The following is a 19467-nucleotide window of genomic DNA, read 5'->3' as shown; positions in this document are numbered from 1 at the left end:
CGCCAGCCGTTCAAATTATTGTTTTTCATAATTCATCGGTGATAGCTGCTTGCTGAAACTATGCCGACGTTTCGGATTGTAGAACATCTCAATGTAATCAAAGATATCACGCTTCGCCTTTTCCCTTGTTTCATACACTTTTCTGCGTATCCGCTCGCGCTTGAGTAACTGGAAAAAACTTTCAGCCACCGCGTTGTCATGACAGTTTCCATGACGGCTCATACTCTGTTTCAGGTTGTGTGCTTTGAGGAAATTCTGCCAATCATAGCTGCTGAATTGACTTCCCTGATCTGAATGCACCATCACGGTTTGTTTGGGTTGACGCCGCCAGACTGCTATCAGTAAGGCATTCAACGCCAGCTCACGGTCGATACGCGAACCCATCGACCAGCCGATGACCTGTCGCGAGAACAAGTCCAGTACTACCGCGAGATACAGCCAGCCTTCATGGGTGCGAATATAGGTGATGTCGGTGACCCACACGCGATTCGGTTCGGTCGGTGCAAACTGTCTTTGCAGATGATTGGGCGCATGCACCGAAACTGGGCCGCTACGGGCGCGTGGACGGCGATGGTAGCCAGTCTGCGAACGCAGATGTGCCTGACGCATCAGTCGGTGTACACGATTGACGCCGCAGACTTCACCCAGCTCACGCAAGTCTTGCCAGACTTTGCGATAGCCATAGACAGAGCCGCTTTCCAGCCAGGATTGTTTCACTTGTCCTAGCAAGCACTGGTCTTCGATGTGTCGTTCTGACTCTGGCGTGTGCAGCCAGGCGTAATAACCGCTCGGGTGAATTTCCATCACTTTGCACAGTCGGCGCACTGGATAGCCGGACTGGTGTGCTTGCACGAACGCCTTTTAAGATATCGCGCTCCTCGCTGACCCGTTTCAATTCGGCTTTGAGGCGGCGGAGTTCGGCTGGCTGGTCATCGGCTGCTTTGCGTTCGGCTGGCGGTGCGCTAAAGCGTTTTACCCACTGATAGAGGCTATGGGAACTGACATCGAGTCGCTGCCACATCCGTGACCGCATGGCCGCGCTCAGTAACTTGTTTGACTGCCTCAATTTTAAATTCGTCGGTATATCGTTTGTTGTTCATCACTTCTCCTGTTGGCCTAAATTATAGGCTGGAGAGTGTCTACATTACTCGTGGCGATTCAACTCTCCTACCGCAGATCAGGAAAGTTTCACAGCGAAATCAATACAGCCAGGTCAATCTGGCCATGCAATTGCAAACATAGTCTCGACTAAGTAACAAAATTATTTGTGGACAGAGAGCATAAATACACACTTTAGTAGCATATATAAATCCATTGCATTACATATTTATACCACTATAATGTGCAAATGGAATTAAATGACTGCACTATACAAATTTTTATCGAGAATGCCTGGCATGACGCGGCAGTACTTGAGCTGACCGGAGATTCAGCCTTTGGCATGAAGGCATCGACCTATTTGGTTTATCTGCAAGAGTACATCCTGAAACATTGGGAAAAATGCGATGCAAGTGCGCTTTCAGTCAATATGCCAGTTAATCTGGATTCTTATGCCTTGAATTCGTGGCCGGCGTTTCTGATTGATTTACTTCCACAAGGCTTTGGACGAATTGAATTATTGAAACAGCTTCATAAAGACATAACGGCTGGTTCTGCTGCCGATTGGGCACTGCTTTGTTCGGGTGCAGGAAATCCTATTGGTAATCTCCGAATTAAAGAGGCACATAGTTGGGCTTCGGAGAGAACATCTGGCTTGCCTCGTGGATTTACCCTTGATGAAGTTGCGTCCAGAGCCGGCGAGTTTAATGAATATCTGGCACAACACGGTTTGTTTTTAGCGGGCTCCTCAGGTGTTCAAGGCGAATGGCCGAAAATTTTACTGACCAGAGCACATGATGGACTGCTTTATCTTGATCACACACTCGCTGACGATCAGGCAGAACAACATTACATCGTAAAGTTTGGACGTGGCACCGATCCATCCCTGGCAAATATTTTGCGTTTGGAAGCCCCCTACATGCGACTGGCAAAGTATTTAGGACTGAATGTGTATGCAGAATTGATCTTGCGCGAACGTGCATTGTTCATTCCCCGTTTTGATCGCCAGATTCAGAATGGAAAAGTCATTCGCTTCGGTCAGGAAAGTACTGCTTCTCTCTGTGAAATCACAGGATTTTCTGGGCTACCGAATCACAACCAGATTTGCCAGAAACTGAGCAAAGTCGTCACGGAACCCGAAAAAACCATTATTGAATATATCAAGCGAGATATCGCCAATATCGTTTTGGGGAACAAGGACAACCACGCGAGGAACACCGCAATACAACGAGGCATAGATGGTCACATTGGATTGACGCCTTTATTTGATTTTGCACCTATGTGGCTGCATCCAGACGGTATTGCCAGACGTATTCGGTGGCAATCCGATGATGGCGGGCTGCCAAACTGGAGAAGTGTGATTCAGCAAGCCAGTGAAGCAACAAACCTCGATATCTCAACACTCAAGTCCGGCGTACAAGCCATGGCTGCGCCAATGTCTACGTTACGCAATTATGCGAAAGAATGTGGGATAGAAGAAGAAATGTTGCATCCATTTGAAAACACCTTGAAAAACGTGCGTACGCAGTTGGAGGATTTGTAAATGGATAAACGCTATAAACCTTTGACTCCGATGGAGGAGCTACAAATTCGTCGCCATTTGCTAGAAGAACTCACCGCAAAACCGACGACCCCTATTCCTGCCGTCATCCGGAAAATACGTACAGGATTACGCTTCACGATTCCCGAATATGCGAAGCTGTGCGGTGTATCTGCCCGAACATTGCAAGATATCGAACGCGGGGAATCAAGTCCGACTTTAATGACAGCAGAAAAACTACTGCATCCGATTGGCATGACACTAGGTGCCGTGAAAAAATTGTAAGCCCATGCCTGTAGCGATGGAGTTCGCTTGGTATTTATACGCTTTCGAATGGAACGATTTGCGTTATTTAGTCCTTAGTTCTGTCTAAAATATCTAGCGCAAATGTATTCAGTAATGCCTCACGATCGTGGTGATCAGCAACCATATTTGATGAAGCATCGGCTATCGCTTCGAGCAAGATAGAAATGGTCTCGGCTGAGTCCGGCTCAGAAAATGATTCTGATTGCATTGATGTGAAAAAGGCAGTAAAGGTTTTTTCCATCATGTTCCTCAATTGCTTGCGCACTTCTGGATGAAACTTTGTTGCCATCAGGCTCTCCTCAGGTTTGTCTAAATTTTTCGTATCTAGGGTAGTTTTTGTCTTGCGTCTGCGGTTAATAATTCACTTCATTCCGCAGTAGTATGGAAATTTAATTAGGGATGGGAGATATCACTGAGCAAATCACGGAAGTATTCATTCGGCGTTTCCCTCCCTTTTTACTGAACGGACAAAATCACGGTCGTCGTGATTTTGTCCATCGTTTCGTTATCCGGCAATCGAATGAACAACAATTGTGTCGATTAAACAAGGATTTAATCATCAACAAAATCATTAAACTCCACCGGCCATTGTTGTGGCTTAGCTCCTTTCAACAGGAGCTGTATTTCTCCGACGATCTTCATATCGACATCTGGACTGATATTCTGAGGTAAAAGCTGTTCGTTTTTCTTGAAGAATCGCTTGAAGATTGAACGGGTATCTGCTTTCTTTTTTGCTTGTTCTGGCATAACGCGGCAGACATTCATCGACGCCACAGCACGGATGAAACTGGCCACGACGATACTTTCGGTCGCCCACGGAAATTCAGGCATGACGACGAACTCCAACCATTCAATCAGGCTTTCGCTCAGATCAATATGACGCAGATCATCAAAGCAGATCGGCCAATTTCTTTCCGGTGTTGTGTCTAATAAGGTCAACAACCCCAATGGCGATAATTTTTCTTTTCCTTGCAGCGTTGATTCCGTCACAGCGTCATCCTCGTCCACTGAGTCAGGCGCTGTCACTACGTCATCTGGTTTTTTTCGGAGAAAGGCCGGGATATCGTACATTTCCATTCCATTTTCTACCCGGTCCCTGCTTGACGCCAAACGAGCCCGCTCGCTGCTCGTCGCCATACGGTACACAGCTGGCTTGCAACTCGCGGAATCGAAAACCAAAGGATCGATCGTTCTCAATCTTGTCTGTCCTATTCCGCTATGGCCAGCCGGTATCATATGTTTCACTTGATACAGAGTCGGCATATCACTCGCTTTCTCTGACTCGGGCCGCTCATGAATTAACAGGAAATTAGTTTGCTCAGTCACCAGTTGGTAATCTAATGCGATTTTTTCTACTTCAGTACTGCCAGAGCCGATCAATGATGACGCGTTCAGTCTGGCGTTAGCGGCGACTCTGGATAATTGATGATCGGACGTTGTCGCGGATGAGATATCGAGTGTTCCAAGCTCTTCCGGCAATGCACTCCCCAATCGCCGTCCAAGCAGTTGCAATACCCCTTTGGGCTTTTGCGCAAACAGTGCAAACACATGACAGGTATCACCCTCAAACAGCGTACTCGTGTTTTCTGATGTCCAGATTGGGGTGCACTCTTCTGGCCAGACACAGGTTATCGTGTCGAAATGCGGTGAACGTAAGCGGTTGAACATGCGCAAAACCGCTGGTTCAACGGCTTCGCTAGTCGCAACAAAGTCACACGCACCTTTTGTCGCATCAGCCAGCCGACGCAAGTGACTCTCAGCAGGACTATTACCGACGCCAACAATGAATAACCGGTGTCCGGATTTTTTAGCAGAAAGAATGACGCTCGTTATATCGGTGATATCACCGTCCGTAATCAGTAAAACATCACTCTGTAACTGATCATTCAACTCAAAAGTAGAACTGAGTGCTGCCTCCATTTCAGTGCCGCCTAAATCTGCCTCAAGCCCGTCTATCCAACGCTGTGCGGCAGCTTTACTCGCTGGCGCTGACTTCCACATTGCACGTGAGCGATGTTCTACGTGATTACCGAAGCGACTGAGGCAAAAGCGATCACCATCGGTCAAATTGTCCACAATCGACTGTAATGACCGGCGCGCTGAAGCAATACTGTCACCGGCCATTGAGCCAGAACAATCAACCAGAATTTTTACCGAAACCTTTGCATTCGCATTTTGTGGAATCTGAGGATAAAAACTGGCCAGCATGACATGTCGCTCGGCATTGACATAATCTGGCCCGATAGCGACGACCGCGTTATCAGAAAGCTGATCCAATACCAATACAAAATCTGGTTGTGTCGCAATAAGGTAGAACGGACAAAAAATGTGGCGAGAGTCCGGAAAATTAAAAAGCTAAACTATAAAACTGTTCAGCTTTGGACAAAGGCTGACCTTTGGAGGCGTTCATCCCCAAGGGGGATACCGCCTATGACGCGCTCAAACCGATGATTAGCAGCGACAGGCTGAACATCAAGGCTATTCGTGCCCACTGGGATGAAATTCTGCGGCTGGCGACCTCGATCAAGCAGGGCACGGTGACAGCCTCGCTGATGCTTCGGAAACTCGGCAGCTATCCGCGCCAGAACGGCTTAGCCATCGCCCTGCGCGAGCTGGGGCGCATCGAACGCACGCTGTTCATCCTGGACTGGTTGCAAAGCGTGGAGCTGCGCCGCCGCGTCCACGCTGGACTGAACAAGGGCGAAGCGCGCAACGCGCTGGCCCGCGCCGTATTCTTCAACCGTCTGGGCGAAATCCGCGACCGCAGCTTCGAGCAGCAGCGCTACCGGGCCAGCGGCCTCAACCTGGTGACGGCGGCCGTCGTGTTGTGGAACACGGTCTATCTGGAGCGCGCAGCACATGCGTTGCGTGGCAACGGGCATGCTGTCGATGACGCGCTATTGCAATACCTGTCGCCGCTCGGCTGGGAACACATCAACCTGACCGGCGATTACCTCTGGCGCAGCAGCGCCAAGATCGGCGCGGGCAAGTTCAGGCCGCTACGACCGCTGCAACCGGCTTAGCGTGCTTTATTTTCCGTTTTCTGAGGCGACCCCGTGTAGATCAGCAGGAAGTCGCCGCCGATGTGGCACTCGCGATGGCCTGCCCAGTCACCCGTCAGCGGGTGGTCGAGCCATTCAGGCGGCAGCGGCCCGTCGTTGGCGATCAGCAGCGTCATGGCCTCTTTCAGCCGGTTCATGTCGTACCGGCCGGAATGAGACAGGCGCTGCCAATCCTTGAGGAAGTCTTTGGTGTAGTCCGACGCGCGAGGCAGGTTCGCCCGCTTACTTGCGGCTGGCTTCTTCGAGGTCATTCAGCAGAGCGTCAGCGGTTGCGAAGCGAGCGCGACGGCTCTTGATGATCTCGTTGGCCTCGGCGATGGCAACGCGGCTGGTGGCGTTCGGTGCCTTGAGCGCGAACGGCAGTTCCTTGTCGGCGACAACACGGGTCAGGAACACGCGGATCGCATCGGAGACGGTCAGGCCCATCGAGGCCAGCGTTTCCGCAGCCTGCGCCTTGACGTTCTCGTCCACGCGAACGTGAACCATAGTGGTGGTAGCAGCCATGACGGCCTCCTATTGCGACTGATTGAGATACATTGTATCGCACGCCGCCCACAATCGCAAGGTGACACCCTCCCCCCCCCGGTGTCCCGTCTTTAGGTATGTATATAGGTAGGTATATATATATACCTACTTACAGCGACCACGGCAGCAGCTTGGCGATGTTGCGCGCGTCGTCGAGGCCTCGGTGGTGAGCGCCATCGAGAGGAAGGCCCACCATCTGCAACGCGCGGGCCATTCCCACTTCCTTGATCTTGCGGGCCTTGGCAAACCGGCGTTTGAGGTTGACATGCTCGAAGGCTGCGAGCGGGCTTTCGATGCCGTGTCGCTCGCAGTCACGCGCAAGCTGCTTGGCGTCGAATTGGCCCCAGCTCCCCCAGGTTGCGCCCTGAGCCTGATGCCGTTGGGCGAAGCTGGCCAGCCGTGCCGCGACCGCTGGAAACAACTCAGCACCGTCCACGTCGGCCTGCTGGATGTTGGTGAGCTGCCGACAAAATGGGGTGAGTTGAGGCCACACCACCGGGCGCACCAGCGCCTGAAACTGGTCGAGTACGGTGCCCTCAGCCGTGGCCCACACCGCGCCGATCTCGATGATCTCCATGTCCATTGTTGGGAGGCCATCGCCCTCGTCGCAGGTGGCCTCAAGGTCGATGACGAGGATTGGCTGCAAGCCTGCGTTTCCATCGTTGGCTTGCAGGTCTGCGAATAACCCATCCACCGTTGTCAAACTCTGTCCGTTGCCGGATTCCAGTTCGGCAATCGCATCAAGGGTCGTTTGCTGCCCCTCCTCTCCCGGCCCGACCTCCCGTAGCCGTCGCTCCAAGCGGTCACGTAGCCGAGGCAGGTTGATGATCCAGCCGCGCCGCACCGTCTCGGCGGACTCCAGCAGCTCGGAGGGATGAACAGCGAAGTATGCATCGGCGGCCTGAGACAGGCGCTGACGGGCGTCATGCAGGTGTCGGCCCAGGATAATTCCGGCTACGCGACAGACGTTCGCTTCCGCTGGCGTGCGCGGCGAGTCCAGAGCGCCAGTCGCGATCATGGCGCAGCATTTCAGCATCGCGGCTTCGTTGTCGCGGGCTGTCATGGGATGCGCCTCTGAGCGATTGCTGGTGGCATTTTTCCGATTTGCATCTCTGACACTGGTGGCCACCAGCGACCGGCTTTCGCGTGCGCAATGTGGCCGGGTGTTAGCTGGATCGCATCGAGGTATGAGGACTGCCACCAATCGACCCACTGCATCAAGTCAGCGCAGGACGCGCTACGCGCGACCTGCGGAATGGTCAGCACGTCAGCTATCGCGTCGGCCACGGCCAACGCGGCGGTCATGTTGCCAACGGCCGCCGTGAGGCGAACGCGCGCCGAAGGCGCGGACAGGCCAAGATTGCTGTCAGTGACCACCAGCTTGTCCCGGTCAGTCTCGGCCCAGCCTTCGGGCTGGTCATCGACGGCGATCCAGTCAGTGATGCCCGCGCGATCCACGTAGCGGCGGATTTGCTGGTAGCGCGTGGACGTGTCCCACCATGTGTCTCTGCCCAGAGGGCGGTGCTCTTCGTCGGTAGCCATCCCCGAGTGCCAAGTGGCTCCAATAACCCGCTGCTTCAACTCGGCAGGCAGGTAGTCTCGGGCGCGGGCGTACCGCAGCTCGCGCGCCCAGCTCGTACTCAGAACGATGCGAACATGCTGCGCGCAGGCCAGCGCGTCCACCAGGTAGCCAGCCCACATGAATAGCTCGCCATCGGCGCGCAGCACAGGCCGTCCGCGCTCCAGGTAGGCCGCGTCGGGGTGGAGCACCCCATCGAAGTCGAGAAAGAGGATCACGGAGTCACCTCGATCCCCAGCGAGCGCATCAATGCCCGTTCGCCTTCCGACACGGCTGGCCAGTCGATCCTGGCCAGCGCCGACTCGTAGATGTACCGACACGCTCGCCCGTCCAGCCTCGTCGCTTCGGTGCGCCCTTGGGCCAGCGAGGCAAGCACAGGGAAGTCGGCCAACCGATACAGCGCGTGCATTGCGGCGGGATCGGTCATGGTTGCAGGCCCTCCGCCCGGCTGTCGCGGTGCCAGCTACCCATCACCCACTGTTGCCAGTCGGTCAGCCATGCGCAAGGGCCTACGTCCGGCACAGCGGGGGCTGCACTGCCACGCAGTGCCTGCTCGAACTGGTGACGCCAAGGTGCTGGAATGTCAGCCAGTGCGATGTAGGCGTAGGCGGTGCTGGTGCCCATGTGGCGCACGGGCACGGCTGCAATCAGCTCGTCGTGTGTCATGGTTTCGCGGCGACGTGGAGTAGCGGCAATGTCTGGTGCCTGACCGCCGCTTGTTGCGAGCCGGGCGCGAGCATCGGCCGCGATCTCGTCGCCGGTCGGCAGGACATCGGCGAGCACGTCGAGCAGCGACTGCCCTCCCCTTCTGTCCAGATGCCGGGCCTGCATCCCGAAGGCCTGCGGCCCATCGAAGTCGCAGCGCTTGCTGTCACCCACGAAAACCGTCTCGGCCGGAGCGCAGCCCAGCTCGGCGCACGCGAGCCGGTACATCGTCGGGTGTGGCTTGGCCACCCCGACCTCATACGACAGCACGTAGGCGTCCAGCTCGGGCACGAGGCCGCGCACGGCCGCGCCGTACTCATAGGCGAGGTTCGAGCACACCGCCAAACGCAGCCCTGCTGCCCGTGCCTTGGCGAGCACGTCCGCCACCTCGGGGAACAGGCGCAGGCCGGACAGCTCTTCGGCCAAGTCGGGCAGCATCAGGTCGAGGTTGTCCCCCGCGCCAATCTCAGTGGCGAGGGTCGCCAGCGGCACATTGCGGGTCAGGCAGGCGAGCCGATCCACCGGCCGCCCGTCCGCATCCACGAGGCTGCCATAGGGGGCCGTGCGCGTTGTGTAGCGGATCAGTGTGCCGAAGGCGTCGAAGATGATGGCTTTGGTTGTTCTCATATATGTATATACCTACCTATATACATACCTACTCGAACAACTCGCGCTCGAACTCGACGCCAGCCACCACCAGCGGCTCGCCGCTGGGCCAGCGCTTGGGCGGCTGGTGATCGCTGATGACCTGCACGTCGGTGTCGTCGTTGACCACGGCCACGTCTGCGGCGTGCAAAGCGGCTTGCTTGCTCGCTCGCTCGAAGCGGCAGGTGTTGGGGTCGAATGTCCAGTAGCGCATGTCAGCCTCCTTCGTTGGTCTGTGCTTTCTTTCTCTCGTGCTCATCGAGCAGCCGTTGGTAGGACTCATAGGCGGGCGTGCCGGGTGGCGCGAAGTTCGGCAGCAAGGTGATCTCGCTTTCCTCTTCGATGACCGGTCGCCCTCTCACCGGCTCCGGCATCAGGCCCAGCTCGCTGGCAACCCGTATCAGCGCCCGGATTTCCTTGCGGATGGCGGCGACGTTTTCGGTGGTGGTGGTGGCGTAGCCCTTGGCCAACCCGACCCGAGCCACCCGCGTGCTTTCGGCCAGCGTGTCCAGCTCGAACTGCGCTGCTGCCTTCAACTCTTCTTCGTCTTGCCGGACGCGCCACTCCCGCCACTCTTCGACTTCGGCCGGGGTGAGGATGGCCAGCGCATCGGCAGGCAGCTCGCGCGCTTCGCGGTCGAACTTGGCCACCACGCGCTGCACGTTCTTCCCCTCGGGAAAATCCGGCGTTACTTCGCGCACCCGGCGCAGGCACTGGACTCTGTGCCCCTCTCGGTAAGTGCCGTCCTTGTCGCGGTGCCGGATGATCTTGAACTGCATGGGTGCGTTCTCTTCTGCTTGTTGTTGCGTACAACTAAAACTATACGCGATGGCGCAAAAGTCTGCTACTATTCGCTTGTGGTCGGTAGGTATATACATACCTACGCGCCGGATGCGCGGCAGACCATCAAGGGCGATGGTGAGCAGCTATGCTGCTGCAATCGGTAGGTATATACATAGATAGGAGCACCCCATGATTTTTGCCTGCGTAAATACCAAAGGCGGCGTTTCTAAGACGACGACGGCCGTGCATTTAGCAGTGATGCTGGCCCGTCAGGGCAAGACGCTGCTCATCGACGGCGACCCGCAGGCCTCGGCCGCGAGCTGGGCCGCATGGCGTCGTGAGACGCAGTACGACCCGTCGCCCACCACCACCTGCCTCGCGGGCAAGGCGATCTTGGCCGAAGGCAAGCAACTGGCCACCGGCTTTGAGCACGTCGTCGTGGATGCAGGCGGCCGTGATTCCGTGGGCCTGCGCTCCGCGCTGCTGCTGGCCCAGCGTGCCGTGATCCCGGTCGGTGCCTCCAATCTGGACGCAGCGGCCATGACTGACCTGCTGGAAGTCGTCGAGCTGGCCCGCGACTACAACCCCGAGCTGGACGTGCGCGTGCTGCTGACCCGCGTCGATCCGCGCACCAAGGATGCGGCCGAGATGCTGGAATTCTTGGCCGAGCAGAAGCTGACTGTGCTGCCCACCAAGGTCTGCGAGCGCGTGGCCTTCCGCCGCGCCATCGGCGAGGGCGCGACCGTTCAGGAGCTGGGCCGCGATCAAGCAGCGATCAGCGAGATGGAAGCGTTCTTCCGTGAGGTGATGGCATGAAGGCAAAACCGGACATCGGCTTTGCCCAGCGCAAAGACCTGAACGAGTTTTTGGAAAGTGGCGCTGCTGATCGCGCCGAAAAGCCTGCGGCACCCGCCGCGCCTGCACCGGCAGCAACGCCGCCCGTGGTCGAGGAAGGCCCGCGCTATGGCCGCGCACGGGTGCAAAAAATCTTCAACTTTCCCGAAGAGCTGGCTGATCGGCTGCGCGAAGAGGCCAGTGCGCGCTCCAAGCAGACCGGCCGCCGTGTCACTGAGAAGGACATCGTGGTCGAGGCGCTGGAAGCCTTCCTCAAGCGCTGATAGGTATGTATATACCTATCTATGTATATACATAACGATTTCGAGTATGGACTATAGTCCATACAAGTGACGACACCCACACCATACAGCGACAGGCGCGACGTTTTCTGATATCGTTGCGATTGGGCGCGGAATAGGGTATAAACGATGCTGACGACAACTGCTAGTGTGGTCGCGCCGAAGGTTTTGAAGGAACTCATCGCCGCTGGGTCGGTTTCCGCCGCCCGCGTGGAGCCCGGTGATAAGGGTCTTCTGATTGTGGTGCGAGCCGGAATGAATGAGCGAGTGCTGGGTGCTGCCCGTGGCGGCCTTCGGTACTTCCAGAGCTTGGATGGCGCTGCAAGCGTGCTCCAAGGCTACGGGATCATGAAGTTTGATGGGTTGTGTCGCAATAAGGTAGAACGGACAAAAAATGTGGCGAGAGTCCGGAAAATTAAAAAGCTAAACTATAAAACTGTTCAGCTTTGGACAAAGGCTGACCTTTGGAGGGCCTGCAGTTTGAACTCAGGGGAAAATGTACGTCTTTGCTTGTTCATCAAACACCTCTCCATGACGAGTATTCTCGCCTAAATCAGTGTCCGGGTACATTAGACCACTACATAGACACTCCTGAACTAACTCGGCTTGTCATGCCTTAACAGTCTGGTACTTAATTGAAGAAGACAGTCCTTGCGCCTATTGTCTTCCAGACTTTCGAGAACCGAGCTTGAAATGAGATAATAAAATCTCCAAAATAAAGCAACTGCATCATTAAGATGTCAAATTGCAATATGTCTGAGCGGTATATTTTGCGGATTAGTGTTGCCTTGCAATAGGACCTGCAAGAACCCCTACTTCATCCGAAGTCAATTGTTTACGTGTGCGTTCTAGATTTGCCAAGTATTGAGCGCGAGTTGAAGCTAACAACATAGTCGCTTTAGCGATCCGTTGCTGGCTGTCACTTTCTTTACCTGTTCCATGAGTCGAAACAGATTTTAAGGCCTTAATTTTCTTTGAGATCGAACTTTTCATCATTTTTCCCCTTTTTTGAATATAACGCCTTTTGAAAAATCGTTTGGTTTTGGTGAATTCAAAATTGGACAAGTGAGTGCCAATACCAGCCATGCCATTCATATTTCGCGAATTGTCATTTCCTAAAAGTTCCTTTTATTCGTCACTTATTTGTATTCGACGAAAAAAAGGAACATACTGACTGTATTATGCGCACCGAAACCCATACCCAACGCGTCCTTGATCTGCTTAGTCGGAAGGGAACGCTGCGCCCCAGCGATCTTGACGACATTGGAGCTCCCCGAGTGGTGCTAACGCGCATGACGGCAAGCGGACAACTGGAAAAGATTGATCGTGGCCTGTATCGCCTGCCTGACAACCAAGGCTCCGAGAACGAAAGCCTGACCGCAATCGCTATCAAGGCGCCACAGGCCGTGTTTTGTCTGCTCACGGCCCTGCAATTTCATGAGCTGACTACCCAACTGCCACGCCAGGTCTGGATCGGCATGCCTCGCGGCAGTCATGCACCCAAAATCGACTATCCTCCGCTCAAGATGGTTCAATTCACCGGCGAGGCTTATTCAGGTGGCATAGAGGTGTTCGAGCGCGATCAAGTCACGCTGCGCGTTTACTGCGTTGCCAAAACCATTGCCGACTGCTTCAAACACCGTAACAAAATCGGACTGGACGTGGCGTTGGAGGCGCTCAAAGATGCAAGATCGCAAAAAAAGGCCAGCCCTGACGACCTCTGGCACTTCGCAAAGGTCTGCCGTGTTGCCAATGTGATGCGTCCCTACCTCGAGGCAATCGAATGAACAAGAATCTCGCCGCATCGGTACGGACTCGTCTGCTCAACATTGCCAAAGCAGAGGAGTCGGATTTCAATCAGCTTCTGGTGCGCTTTGCACTGGAGCGTATGTTGTACCGCTTGAGCCAGTCCGAGCATGCAGATCTATTTCTGCTAAAGGGCGCCTTGCTCTTTACGCTATGGTATGACATGCCGCATCGGCCAACACGGGATGCAGATCTACTCGGTTTCGGGTCAAGTGATCTTGAATCCATCGCACAAACATTCCGCGACATCGCCGGCGTCGAGGTGGAGGATGGTATTACCTTCGACCCGACAACGGTCAGTGTTGAGGAAATTCGTAAAGAGGCTGGTTACGCCGGCGCACGGGTGTTTATCACAGCCGAAATTGCCAAGGCACGCTGCAAGACGCAAATTGACATCGGATTCGGCGACGCAGTCACCCCTGGGCCGGTTCAAGCGGTCTACCCAGTGTTGATCGAAGATTTGCCAGCACCTCGCCTGCGAACCTATCCCGTCTATACCGTCATCTCGGAAAAGTTGCACGCCATTGCCTTGCTTGGCATGACCAACAGCCGGCTGAAGGATTATCTGGACATCTGGGTGTTGCTGAGTCGGGAGACGATCAATACCCATACGCTGGCCAGAGCGATCGCTGCGACCTTCGTCCGGCGGGGCATGCCAGTCCCAACTTCTTTGCCTATTGGGCTAACGGATGAGTTTGCCACCGATCCTTCACGGCAAGCCATCTGGCTCACCTTTCTCAGGAAAAACCAGTTGGCAATAACGCCGCTGCTTGAGGTAGTCGCAAGGCTGCGAGCAATACTTAGACCGGCGCTCGACCAAGCCGCCGCGATATCGTCTGCGACCGGCGTGACTGATGCCGACACGTAGAATTCCTCACCTATCTCATCGCATGGCGGATGGTTTTGTGCGGTGGTGAACGCCGGTTTGATTGTATGATTCGGTTCTTATCAAATATCAGTTTAATAATGTAGTAATGTGATGACTGGTTGAATTTCCCCAATTTGGCAGTGATGATTTTGCTCGCTTGTGTAAGGAGCATACCCTTGTTCCAAGTATCAGTCGACGCGGCAATTGTTATGGCAATGCTGTCGCGAAATTTTTTTAGTAGCTTAAAGAAGAAGCGAGTTAAACAGAAAATATACTCAACTAGAGAGGATGCCAAAGCTGATATTTTTGACTATATCGAATTATTTTATAATCGTCTGCGTCGACATAGTCTGAGCTTCCCCTGAAATTTAGTTTGCCATAGGTGACGTAAAATTAACGTTACTTTGGAAAGACTAGAAATGAAAAAGATACTGAAACAGGCATACACGACCGAGTTCAAGGAACTTGCCGTCAAGCGGGTCACGGACAGTGCTTCAATCGCAGCTGTAGTCAATTTGCGGTATCGGCACCAAACCGCGCCTGGGTGACGGACATCACGTACATCGCAACCGATGAAGGCTGGCTTTACCTGGCAGGCATCAAGGATTTGTTCAATGGTGAACTGGTTGGCTATGCCTTGGATGAGCGAATGACACAAAATCTCGTGATGCAGGCGCTCTTCCGGGCCATTGCCGCCAGACGACCGGAAAAAGGGCTTGTCCACCACTCGGACCGCGGCAGCCAGTATTGCTCGCATGCCTACCAGCGATTGCTGCGCCAGTTTGGCATGCAGGTTTCCATGAGTCGCAAAGGGAATTGCTGGGATAACGCGCCGATGGAAAGTTGCTGGGGGTCACTCAAAAACGAGCTGGTCCACCACCGTCGTTTCGCGACTCGTACGGATGCCAAACGTGAAATCACCGAGTACATCGAGATCTTCTACAACAGAATTCGCAAGCAGGCTCGCCTTGGCTATCTGTCGCCTGCCGCGTTTATGCAACAACATTATGAAAAACAGATAGCCGCCTAAACCGTTGGACTCTACTGTTTACAACCGACCTCAGTCGCTCCAGTACGATTCTCCAGCGACTTCAACTGTTCGTACTCTTCCGCAGACTTCACGATATTTGCCTTACCGAGCCAACTTGCCAGTGTTGCAAGATAGGTGATCTTGTTTTCCAGCGTTCCTCGGGTGTGGTTTTTACTGATCCAGTGCTCTAACAGGTAGTGAATGTGCTTTTCTTTTAATGCAGACAGACTTTCGAATCGAAAATTGCCGACGTTCTGCAAAATCTCTATTGCTGCAATCATGCATAACGAGCGCATGCGCTGTGTTTTCACGCCGAGCGACTGATGCGAAATCCGACTCTTGCTGTGTGCTTTTGCAAGATTGTCTCTAAACAGCGAGCGCAGTTCGTCTTTGATTCGGTTATTGAGCTTCGCTCCCGCTATATCCACCTCAAAATCGTAGATTAACGCCATGACTACTCCTTTTTGTTTTTTGCTTCTTTAACGAATTCTTTGACCTGTAACGTCGGTCGGACGGCTTGCAGCGTGGCCAGGGCTCTTTAGCGATAAATTTGGCACTACCGAACCCAGCTGGCACTAGGTTTGGTGTAGGTCACATCCCTTTCACAACGATGCTCCGACTACTTTTCCAATCTACAAACAACTTCTGCTGGCGCGCGTTTTCACACTGAGGTGTCGCAACTGCACTGCAAAGCTGTCTGAGTTTTGGATAGAAAGTCGATACTTCTGCATCGCTGTGAATCCATGCGTTTTGTGTCAGGTACGCGGAACCCGGTATGGAATGTTCACATCAGTCGTTTTAATCGGACCGACGTGCAGGATGAGTGAATTGAAGTTTGTCAGAGCACGCGATTGTGTCCAACCTCCCAACAATTTCGCACTGAAGCGAATGTCATCCTGTGTTTTTGTGACTGTAGTGTGTAGTTGGCTTGTGTATTTACAATTTCGAGAATTCCGAAGAATTCTTGAAAACACACCGGAGAGCCAATATTTATCACTGTCTTGGTTCCCTCACTCTTTGCTTTTCTAAGTTCTTGTTTTTTTTTAAAAATCCGCTGCCATTTTTGGAGCGGAAAACAAGACGAGAAGCAAAACAACGAGAGACTGAAAATGCGGCATTGAGCCCTTGACGATGCTAGTTTCCCAGCGAGAATTCTGTACTGCAATCTGGATAATAATGAACAGTAATGCATTTGTCATGCGAAATCAGCACTTTATTTTCATGCCTTTCGACAAATCATCTGCTATCGCGACTTTGAATCGTCATACATCACAAACGGTCAAAATTTAAAAAAGCAGCATGCACTACCAACCCATGAAGTAACCATGACTTGCGGTTTATTTATCGACTCCAATCGATTGCATCCATGACCTGTCCATGAAGTAACCATGGAGTAACCATGACTTGCATTTTTACCATCAACTCCAATCTATTTCATCCATGACCTAACCATGAAGTATCCATGAGTTCTCATGGTTAGCGAGAAATGATGCAATAAATAGTGTCCGATACCAAAAATTTAAGGCAAATCTAACTGGTTTAATGGGTGTTATCAGGTGGCGGTAAAACAGCGTCCAATAGTTTCCACCTTAGAATGTAACCTTTCGGTATTTTTGCCGGGGGTATTTGGTGTTTTTTACATGGACTGAATCGCCACGAGTAATGTAGACACTCTCCAGCCTATAATTTAGGCTAATAGGAGAAGTGATGAGTAACAAACGATATACCGACGAATTTAAAATTGAGGTAGTCAATTCAGCAGCTATGATTGGCAGGACTTCCTCAAAGCGCATAACCTGCAGCAGAGTATGAGCCGACGTGGAAACTGCCATGACAACGCGGTGGCTGAAAGTTTTTTCCAGTTACTCAAACGCGAGCGGATACCCAGAAAAGCGTATGAAACACGGGAAGATGCAAAGTGAGATATCTTTGATTACATTGAGATGTTCTACAATCCGAAACGTCGGCATAGTTTCTGCAAGTAGCTATCGCCGATGAATGACGAAAAGCGGTATTTCGAACGGCTGGCGAGTGTCTAGGGAACTCGTGGCGATTCAAGTTGCTCTTTAAGGTATGGTATGACATACCGCATCGGCCAACACGGAATGCATATCTTCTCGGTTTCGGGTCAAGTGATCTTGAATCTTAGAATATGGTTCAACAATTGTCCTTCGCAATTCAATCAGACAATGTTCAGGACACATCGAATTGGCTCTTCAAAAGATAGAGCTAACCGAATAACGAACACCATTCTGCAAGTAGTTTTATTATTACTTTGGTAGCTATTGAACTCATTTGACAAGGAGTAGCTATTTGCTACGCTTGGCACCAGCTAATGAAAAACGGAGTAATGAAATGCTAGTGACGAATGGAACGGTCCAATTTGAGGACAATGAAAAGCAACTCTGGGAAAAACTACTGGAAAGAAAACTGGATGCAATTACGCCACAATTGCTACGCGAGTTAGGTGAAGCAAGAGTCACTGAACTGACAGATGAGGGAAACTATGTCTGTGCAAGAATGGCAGCAGAGCATGTCCGGGATATTCCAAAAGTACTGCACTAACGATGGAACATAAGTTCTGCATTTCTAAGTGTTGAGTGGGCGATTTTCATCGCCTTGACGAGATTTTGTGAAACGAACTCACGGTGACCGGTCTGATCAATATAAGGTGCGTCTCAAGATTTGTGTAAGCGTATTTCTACGTTAAAGCCCATTCCCATAAGCCGAGAAGCGAATTTCTGAGTAGTCTCGGCGCCGAAACTAGTCTCGGACTCCGAGACTAGTTTCGGAGTCCGAGACAAAAGTTTCCCGTAAAAGCTCACCTTTCAAGGTATTAGTCTTAAAAAAAGTTCATAGTTAAATTAAAAGCTCCCCGTAAATACTCACCTTTCGAATTGTGAAAGCTATTTATTGCAAATTTAGTATTTAAATATCTTATATTTTGCGTTTTAAATAACTTTTTTCACTAAAAGGTGAAATAATCTCAACATCCGATCTCACCTTAGTATTATTAGACTCGCAGAGGTGAGATAAAACAGGGATGTCATCTCCTTTTTCATTGTCTTTTAGGCATTAAAATTAACTAGAGATTATTGATCTTAGAATCAAAAGGTGAGGTTCAGCAGGTATCTTTAAAAAAATCAAACAAAATAGTAACTGATGCCATGCCGTAGACATGAGCATCAGCGAAGCTCATTTACTAAAACTGAAAAGCTAATTTGGGAGACATGAAAATTGATAAAAATATTCACGATTAAAGTGATGAATGAGAGTCATCGAAAAAAGTGGTACGCGTAGAGGTCTGAGCTTCCCTCGGTAATTAGTTCACCATCAGGTGAATGTCATGCAGCCAGATTCTCTTGAATTTGTTTCTTCATCCAGTCTTCCAGATATTGAACCGGCGAGCGATAACCTATCACTCCATTCTCCTGCTCGCAAAATAAGCAGGATAGCGTTTAAACGTGGGTCAATATTCGATGCAAATTAGGCCGTTTGGTGGGTCAGTTTTAAATGCAAATCAACAGTCATACTGCCTGGCCGCTGCGTCATCAGTATCAGATAGTCAGCACCATTCAAAGCGACATCTTCTGTCGCAATAAACAGCTATAAATCTATATCGTTACGTAAGGAGATGACTATGTACAGCACTCAGCAACGCCCATCCAATACAAGTTTTTGGCACACCTACATGAAGGACAACAGTGAGCGCAGTGCAATTATGCGTGCAGATCAATTAAAACAACAACATCCGAACATGCAGGTACGAGTTGTTGATGACAGCGGTCGCCTGATATATCAGGCTTAATAAATACAACTTAAACGATTTCACTTTATCAGATAAAGATAATGATCAAATTTTTAGAAGAAAACCAAGTCAATCTGCAAACCATTACAGACCACCTTGAAAGTAGCGGAATCGAAGTGGTTAAGCAAGAAGTTAACAGGAACGACGCTTCGGTTTTATTGGTGACCGGAGCAGGTCTGAATTTTCGGATTTACTTTGATGATCAAAGAAAATTTCTCAGATTCTCTACTTTCTTACCGCTTGACCCGTCGCGTGCATATGAGAGCAAATTACGCTTAATACAGCGGTTTAATTCTGAATTATTTCTGGCTAGTTTTAGTCTGGATAAGGATGATGATTTATTGGTGATGTATTACATGAGCTTTGTGCAAGGCATTAATCTTGCGCAATTAATGAAAGTCACCATCCGCTACGCAGAACTGTTAGAACACATCGTCGAAAGCCGAAACTGCGATGGCATGATCAAGTTTGCAAATGATGCTGATAACAATGATGACGATGAAGTGAATGAAAACAGTAGCAGTAATGACGATATCGGCATGCCGCCCAATACATTTTTAAATTAGGGGACGTCTC

General features: G+C 51.7%; 23 protein-coding genes and 4 pseudogenes. 14 read left to right on the top strand and 13 right to left on the bottom strand.

Features of this window, described 5'->3' with window-relative positions; genetic code table 11:
• Positions 1-15 precede the first annotated feature (15 nt).
• Positions 16-1100, bottom strand: a pseudogene (locus ACOTSW_RS17015) (IS3 family transposase).
• A gap of 248 nt (positions 1101-1348) precedes the next feature.
• Here ACOTSW_RS17015 and ACOTSW_RS17010 point away from each other — a divergent pair.
• Entirely contained in the window at positions 1349-2641 is a 1293-nt protein-coding gene (locus ACOTSW_RS17010) for a type II toxin-antitoxin system HipA family toxin (RefSeq protein WP_423680246.1), read from the top strand.
• Positions 2642-2923, top strand: coding sequence for a helix-turn-helix domain-containing protein (locus ACOTSW_RS17005; protein WP_423680245.1), 282 nt, complete (start codon positions 2642-2644; stop codon positions 2921-2923).
• A 67-nt stretch (positions 2924-2990) separates the two neighbouring features.
• Here the strand turns inward: ACOTSW_RS17005 and ACOTSW_RS17000 are convergent, their stop codons facing one another.
• Complete coding sequence (locus ACOTSW_RS17000) at positions 2991-3233, bottom strand: hypothetical protein (protein WP_423680244.1); 243 nt, start codon at positions 3231-3233, stop codon at positions 2991-2993.
• Between the two features lie 263 nt (positions 3234-3496).
• Positions 3497-5221, bottom strand: coding sequence for a VWA domain-containing protein (locus tag ACOTSW_RS16995; protein WP_423680242.1), 1725 nt, complete (start codon positions 5219-5221; stop codon positions 3497-3499).
• A 128-nt stretch (positions 5222-5349) separates the two neighbouring features.
• Here ACOTSW_RS16995 and ACOTSW_RS16990 point away from each other — a divergent pair.
• A pseudogene (locus ACOTSW_RS16990) lies at positions 5350-5967 on the top strand (Tn3 family transposase); the annotation flags it as partial.
• On the opposite strand, the gene ACOTSW_RS16985 reads toward ACOTSW_RS16990, so the two are convergent.
• The 8 genes from ACOTSW_RS16985 to ACOTSW_RS16950 all read right to left on the bottom strand — a co-directional run bounded on the left by ACOTSW_RS16985 (position 5964) and on the right by ACOTSW_RS16950 (position 10239).
• Positions 5964-6257, bottom strand: coding sequence for a type II toxin-antitoxin system YafQ family toxin (locus ACOTSW_RS16985; RefSeq protein WP_423680240.1), 294 nt, complete (start codon positions 6255-6257; stop codon positions 5964-5966). The pseudogene ACOTSW_RS16990 and the gene ACOTSW_RS16985 sit on opposite strands and share 4 nt — an antisense overlap.
• A complete protein-coding gene (locus tag ACOTSW_RS16980; RefSeq protein WP_013124611.1) occupies positions 6229-6510 on the bottom strand; it encodes a type II toxin-antitoxin system RelB/DinJ family antitoxin in 282 nt (93 codons plus the stop codon). Before ACOTSW_RS16980 ends, ACOTSW_RS16985 begins: the two co-directional genes overlap by 29 nt.
• A gap of 130 nt (positions 6511-6640) precedes the next feature.
• On the bottom strand, positions 6641-7177 hold the full coding sequence (locus tag ACOTSW_RS16975) for an exonuclease domain-containing protein (protein ID WP_423682360.1): 537 nt from the start codon (positions 7175-7177) through the stop codon (positions 6641-6643).
• A 413-nt stretch (positions 7178-7590) separates the two neighbouring features.
• The gene (locus ACOTSW_RS16970; protein ID WP_423680238.1) at positions 7591-8328 is read right to left on the bottom strand and encodes an HAD domain-containing protein; all 738 of its coding nucleotides are present in this window, start codon (positions 8326-8328) and stop codon (positions 7591-7593) included.
• On the bottom strand, positions 8325-8537 hold the full coding sequence (locus ACOTSW_RS16965) for a hypothetical protein (protein WP_423680237.1): 213 nt from the start codon (positions 8535-8537) through the stop codon (positions 8325-8327). Before ACOTSW_RS16965 ends, ACOTSW_RS16970 begins: the two co-directional genes overlap by 4 nt.
• Entirely contained in the window at positions 8534-9442 is a 909-nt protein-coding gene (locus tag ACOTSW_RS16960; protein ID WP_423680236.1) for an HAD family hydrolase, read from the bottom strand. Before ACOTSW_RS16960 ends, ACOTSW_RS16965 begins: the two co-directional genes overlap by 4 nt.
• Before the next feature lie 28 nt (positions 9443-9470).
• The gene (locus ACOTSW_RS16955; RefSeq protein ID WP_136774625.1) at positions 9471-9674 is read right to left on the bottom strand and encodes a hypothetical protein; all 204 of its coding nucleotides are present in this window, start codon (positions 9672-9674) and stop codon (positions 9471-9473) included.
• A gap of 1 nt (position 9675) precedes the next feature.
• Positions 9676-10239, bottom strand: a complete 564-nt coding sequence (locus ACOTSW_RS16950) for a hypothetical protein (protein ID WP_423680235.1) — start codon at positions 10237-10239, stop codon at positions 9676-9678.
• Positions 10240-10432: 193 nt separating this feature from the next.
• Here ACOTSW_RS16950 and ACOTSW_RS16945 point away from each other — a divergent pair, with 193 nt between their 5' ends.
• From ACOTSW_RS16945 to parC, 3 genes are all read left to right on the top strand, one after another.
• On the top strand, positions 10433-11059 hold the full coding sequence (locus ACOTSW_RS16945) for an AAA family ATPase (protein WP_423680234.1): 627 nt from the start codon (positions 10433-10435) through the stop codon (positions 11057-11059).
• Complete coding sequence (locus tag ACOTSW_RS16940) at positions 11056-11361, top strand: hypothetical protein (RefSeq protein WP_079437282.1); 306 nt, start codon at positions 11056-11058, stop codon at positions 11359-11361. Before ACOTSW_RS16945 ends, ACOTSW_RS16940 begins: the two co-directional genes overlap by 4 nt.
• 147 nt (positions 11362-11508) lie before the next feature.
• Positions 11509-11931 (top strand): ParC family partition-associated protein, encoded by a 423-nt coding sequence (parC, locus tag ACOTSW_RS16935; RefSeq protein WP_423680233.1) that lies wholly within the window; start codon positions 11509-11511, stop codon positions 11929-11931.
• Between the two features lie 225 nt (positions 11932-12156).
• Here parC and ACOTSW_RS16930 read toward each other — a convergent pair whose 3' ends face one another.
• Positions 12157-12474 (bottom strand): hypothetical protein, encoded by a 318-nt coding sequence (locus ACOTSW_RS16930; RefSeq protein ID WP_423680232.1) that lies wholly within the window; start codon positions 12472-12474, stop codon positions 12157-12159.
• An 86-nt stretch (positions 12475-12560) separates the two neighbouring features.
• On the opposite strand from ACOTSW_RS16930, the gene ACOTSW_RS16925 reads away from it, so the two are divergent.
• The 4 genes and pseudogenes from ACOTSW_RS16925 (at position 12561) to ACOTSW_RS16910 (ending at position 15083) form a co-directional block, all read left to right on the top strand.
• Positions 12561-13166 (top strand): type IV toxin-antitoxin system AbiEi family antitoxin domain-containing protein, encoded by a 606-nt coding sequence (locus ACOTSW_RS16925; protein WP_423680231.1) that lies wholly within the window; start codon positions 12561-12563, stop codon positions 13164-13166.
• Positions 13163-14053, top strand: coding sequence for a nucleotidyl transferase AbiEii/AbiGii toxin family protein (locus ACOTSW_RS16920; protein ID WP_423680229.1), 891 nt, complete (start codon positions 13163-13165; stop codon positions 14051-14053). Before ACOTSW_RS16925 ends, ACOTSW_RS16920 begins: the two co-directional genes overlap by 4 nt.
• 130 nt (positions 14054-14183) lie before the next feature.
• Positions 14184-14418: pseudogene (locus ACOTSW_RS16915) on the top strand (IS3 family transposase); the annotation flags it as partial.
• Positions 14419-14495: 77 nt separating this feature from the next.
• Positions 14496-15083 (top strand): IS3 family transposase, encoded by a 588-nt coding sequence (locus ACOTSW_RS16910; protein WP_423682358.1) that lies wholly within the window; start codon positions 14496-14498, stop codon positions 15081-15083.
• A gap of 11 nt (positions 15084-15094) precedes the next feature.
• On the opposite strand, the gene ACOTSW_RS16905 is transcribed toward ACOTSW_RS16910, so the two are convergent.
• Positions 15095-15535, bottom strand: a complete 441-nt coding sequence (locus tag ACOTSW_RS16905; protein ID WP_423680228.1) for a phage integrase N-terminal domain-containing protein — start codon at positions 15533-15535, stop codon at positions 15095-15097.
• Positions 15536-16828: 1293 nt separating this feature from the next.
• Here ACOTSW_RS16905 and ACOTSW_RS16900 point away from each other — a divergent pair.
• The 4 genes and pseudogenes from ACOTSW_RS16900 to ACOTSW_RS16885 form a co-directional block, all read left to right on the top strand.
• Positions 16829-17068, top strand: a pseudogene (locus tag ACOTSW_RS16900) (IS3 family transposase); the annotation flags it as partial.
• Between the two features lie 370 nt (positions 17069-17438).
• Positions 17439-17648: a hypothetical protein gene (locus ACOTSW_RS16895; RefSeq protein ID WP_423680227.1), complete on the top strand. Its 210-nt coding sequence runs from the start codon at positions 17439-17441 to the stop codon at positions 17646-17648.
• Positions 17649-18723: 1075 nt separating this feature from the next.
• Complete coding sequence (locus ACOTSW_RS16890; RefSeq protein WP_423680226.1) at positions 18724-18891, top strand: hypothetical protein; 168 nt, start codon at positions 18724-18726, stop codon at positions 18889-18891.
• A 41-nt stretch (positions 18892-18932) separates the two neighbouring features.
• On the top strand, positions 18933-19457 hold the full coding sequence (locus ACOTSW_RS16885; protein WP_423680225.1) for a YbjN domain-containing protein: 525 nt from the start codon (positions 18933-18935) through the stop codon (positions 19455-19457).
• Positions 19458-19467: the final 10 nt, after the last annotated feature.

This window comes from Undibacterium sp. WLHG33 (genome assembly GCF_049544815.1).
GTDB lineage: Bacteria > Pseudomonadota > Gammaproteobacteria > Burkholderiales > Burkholderiaceae_D > Undibacterium.
Note: the sequence above shows the minus strand (reverse complement) of the source record. Positions and strands in the feature narration are given on the sequence as shown.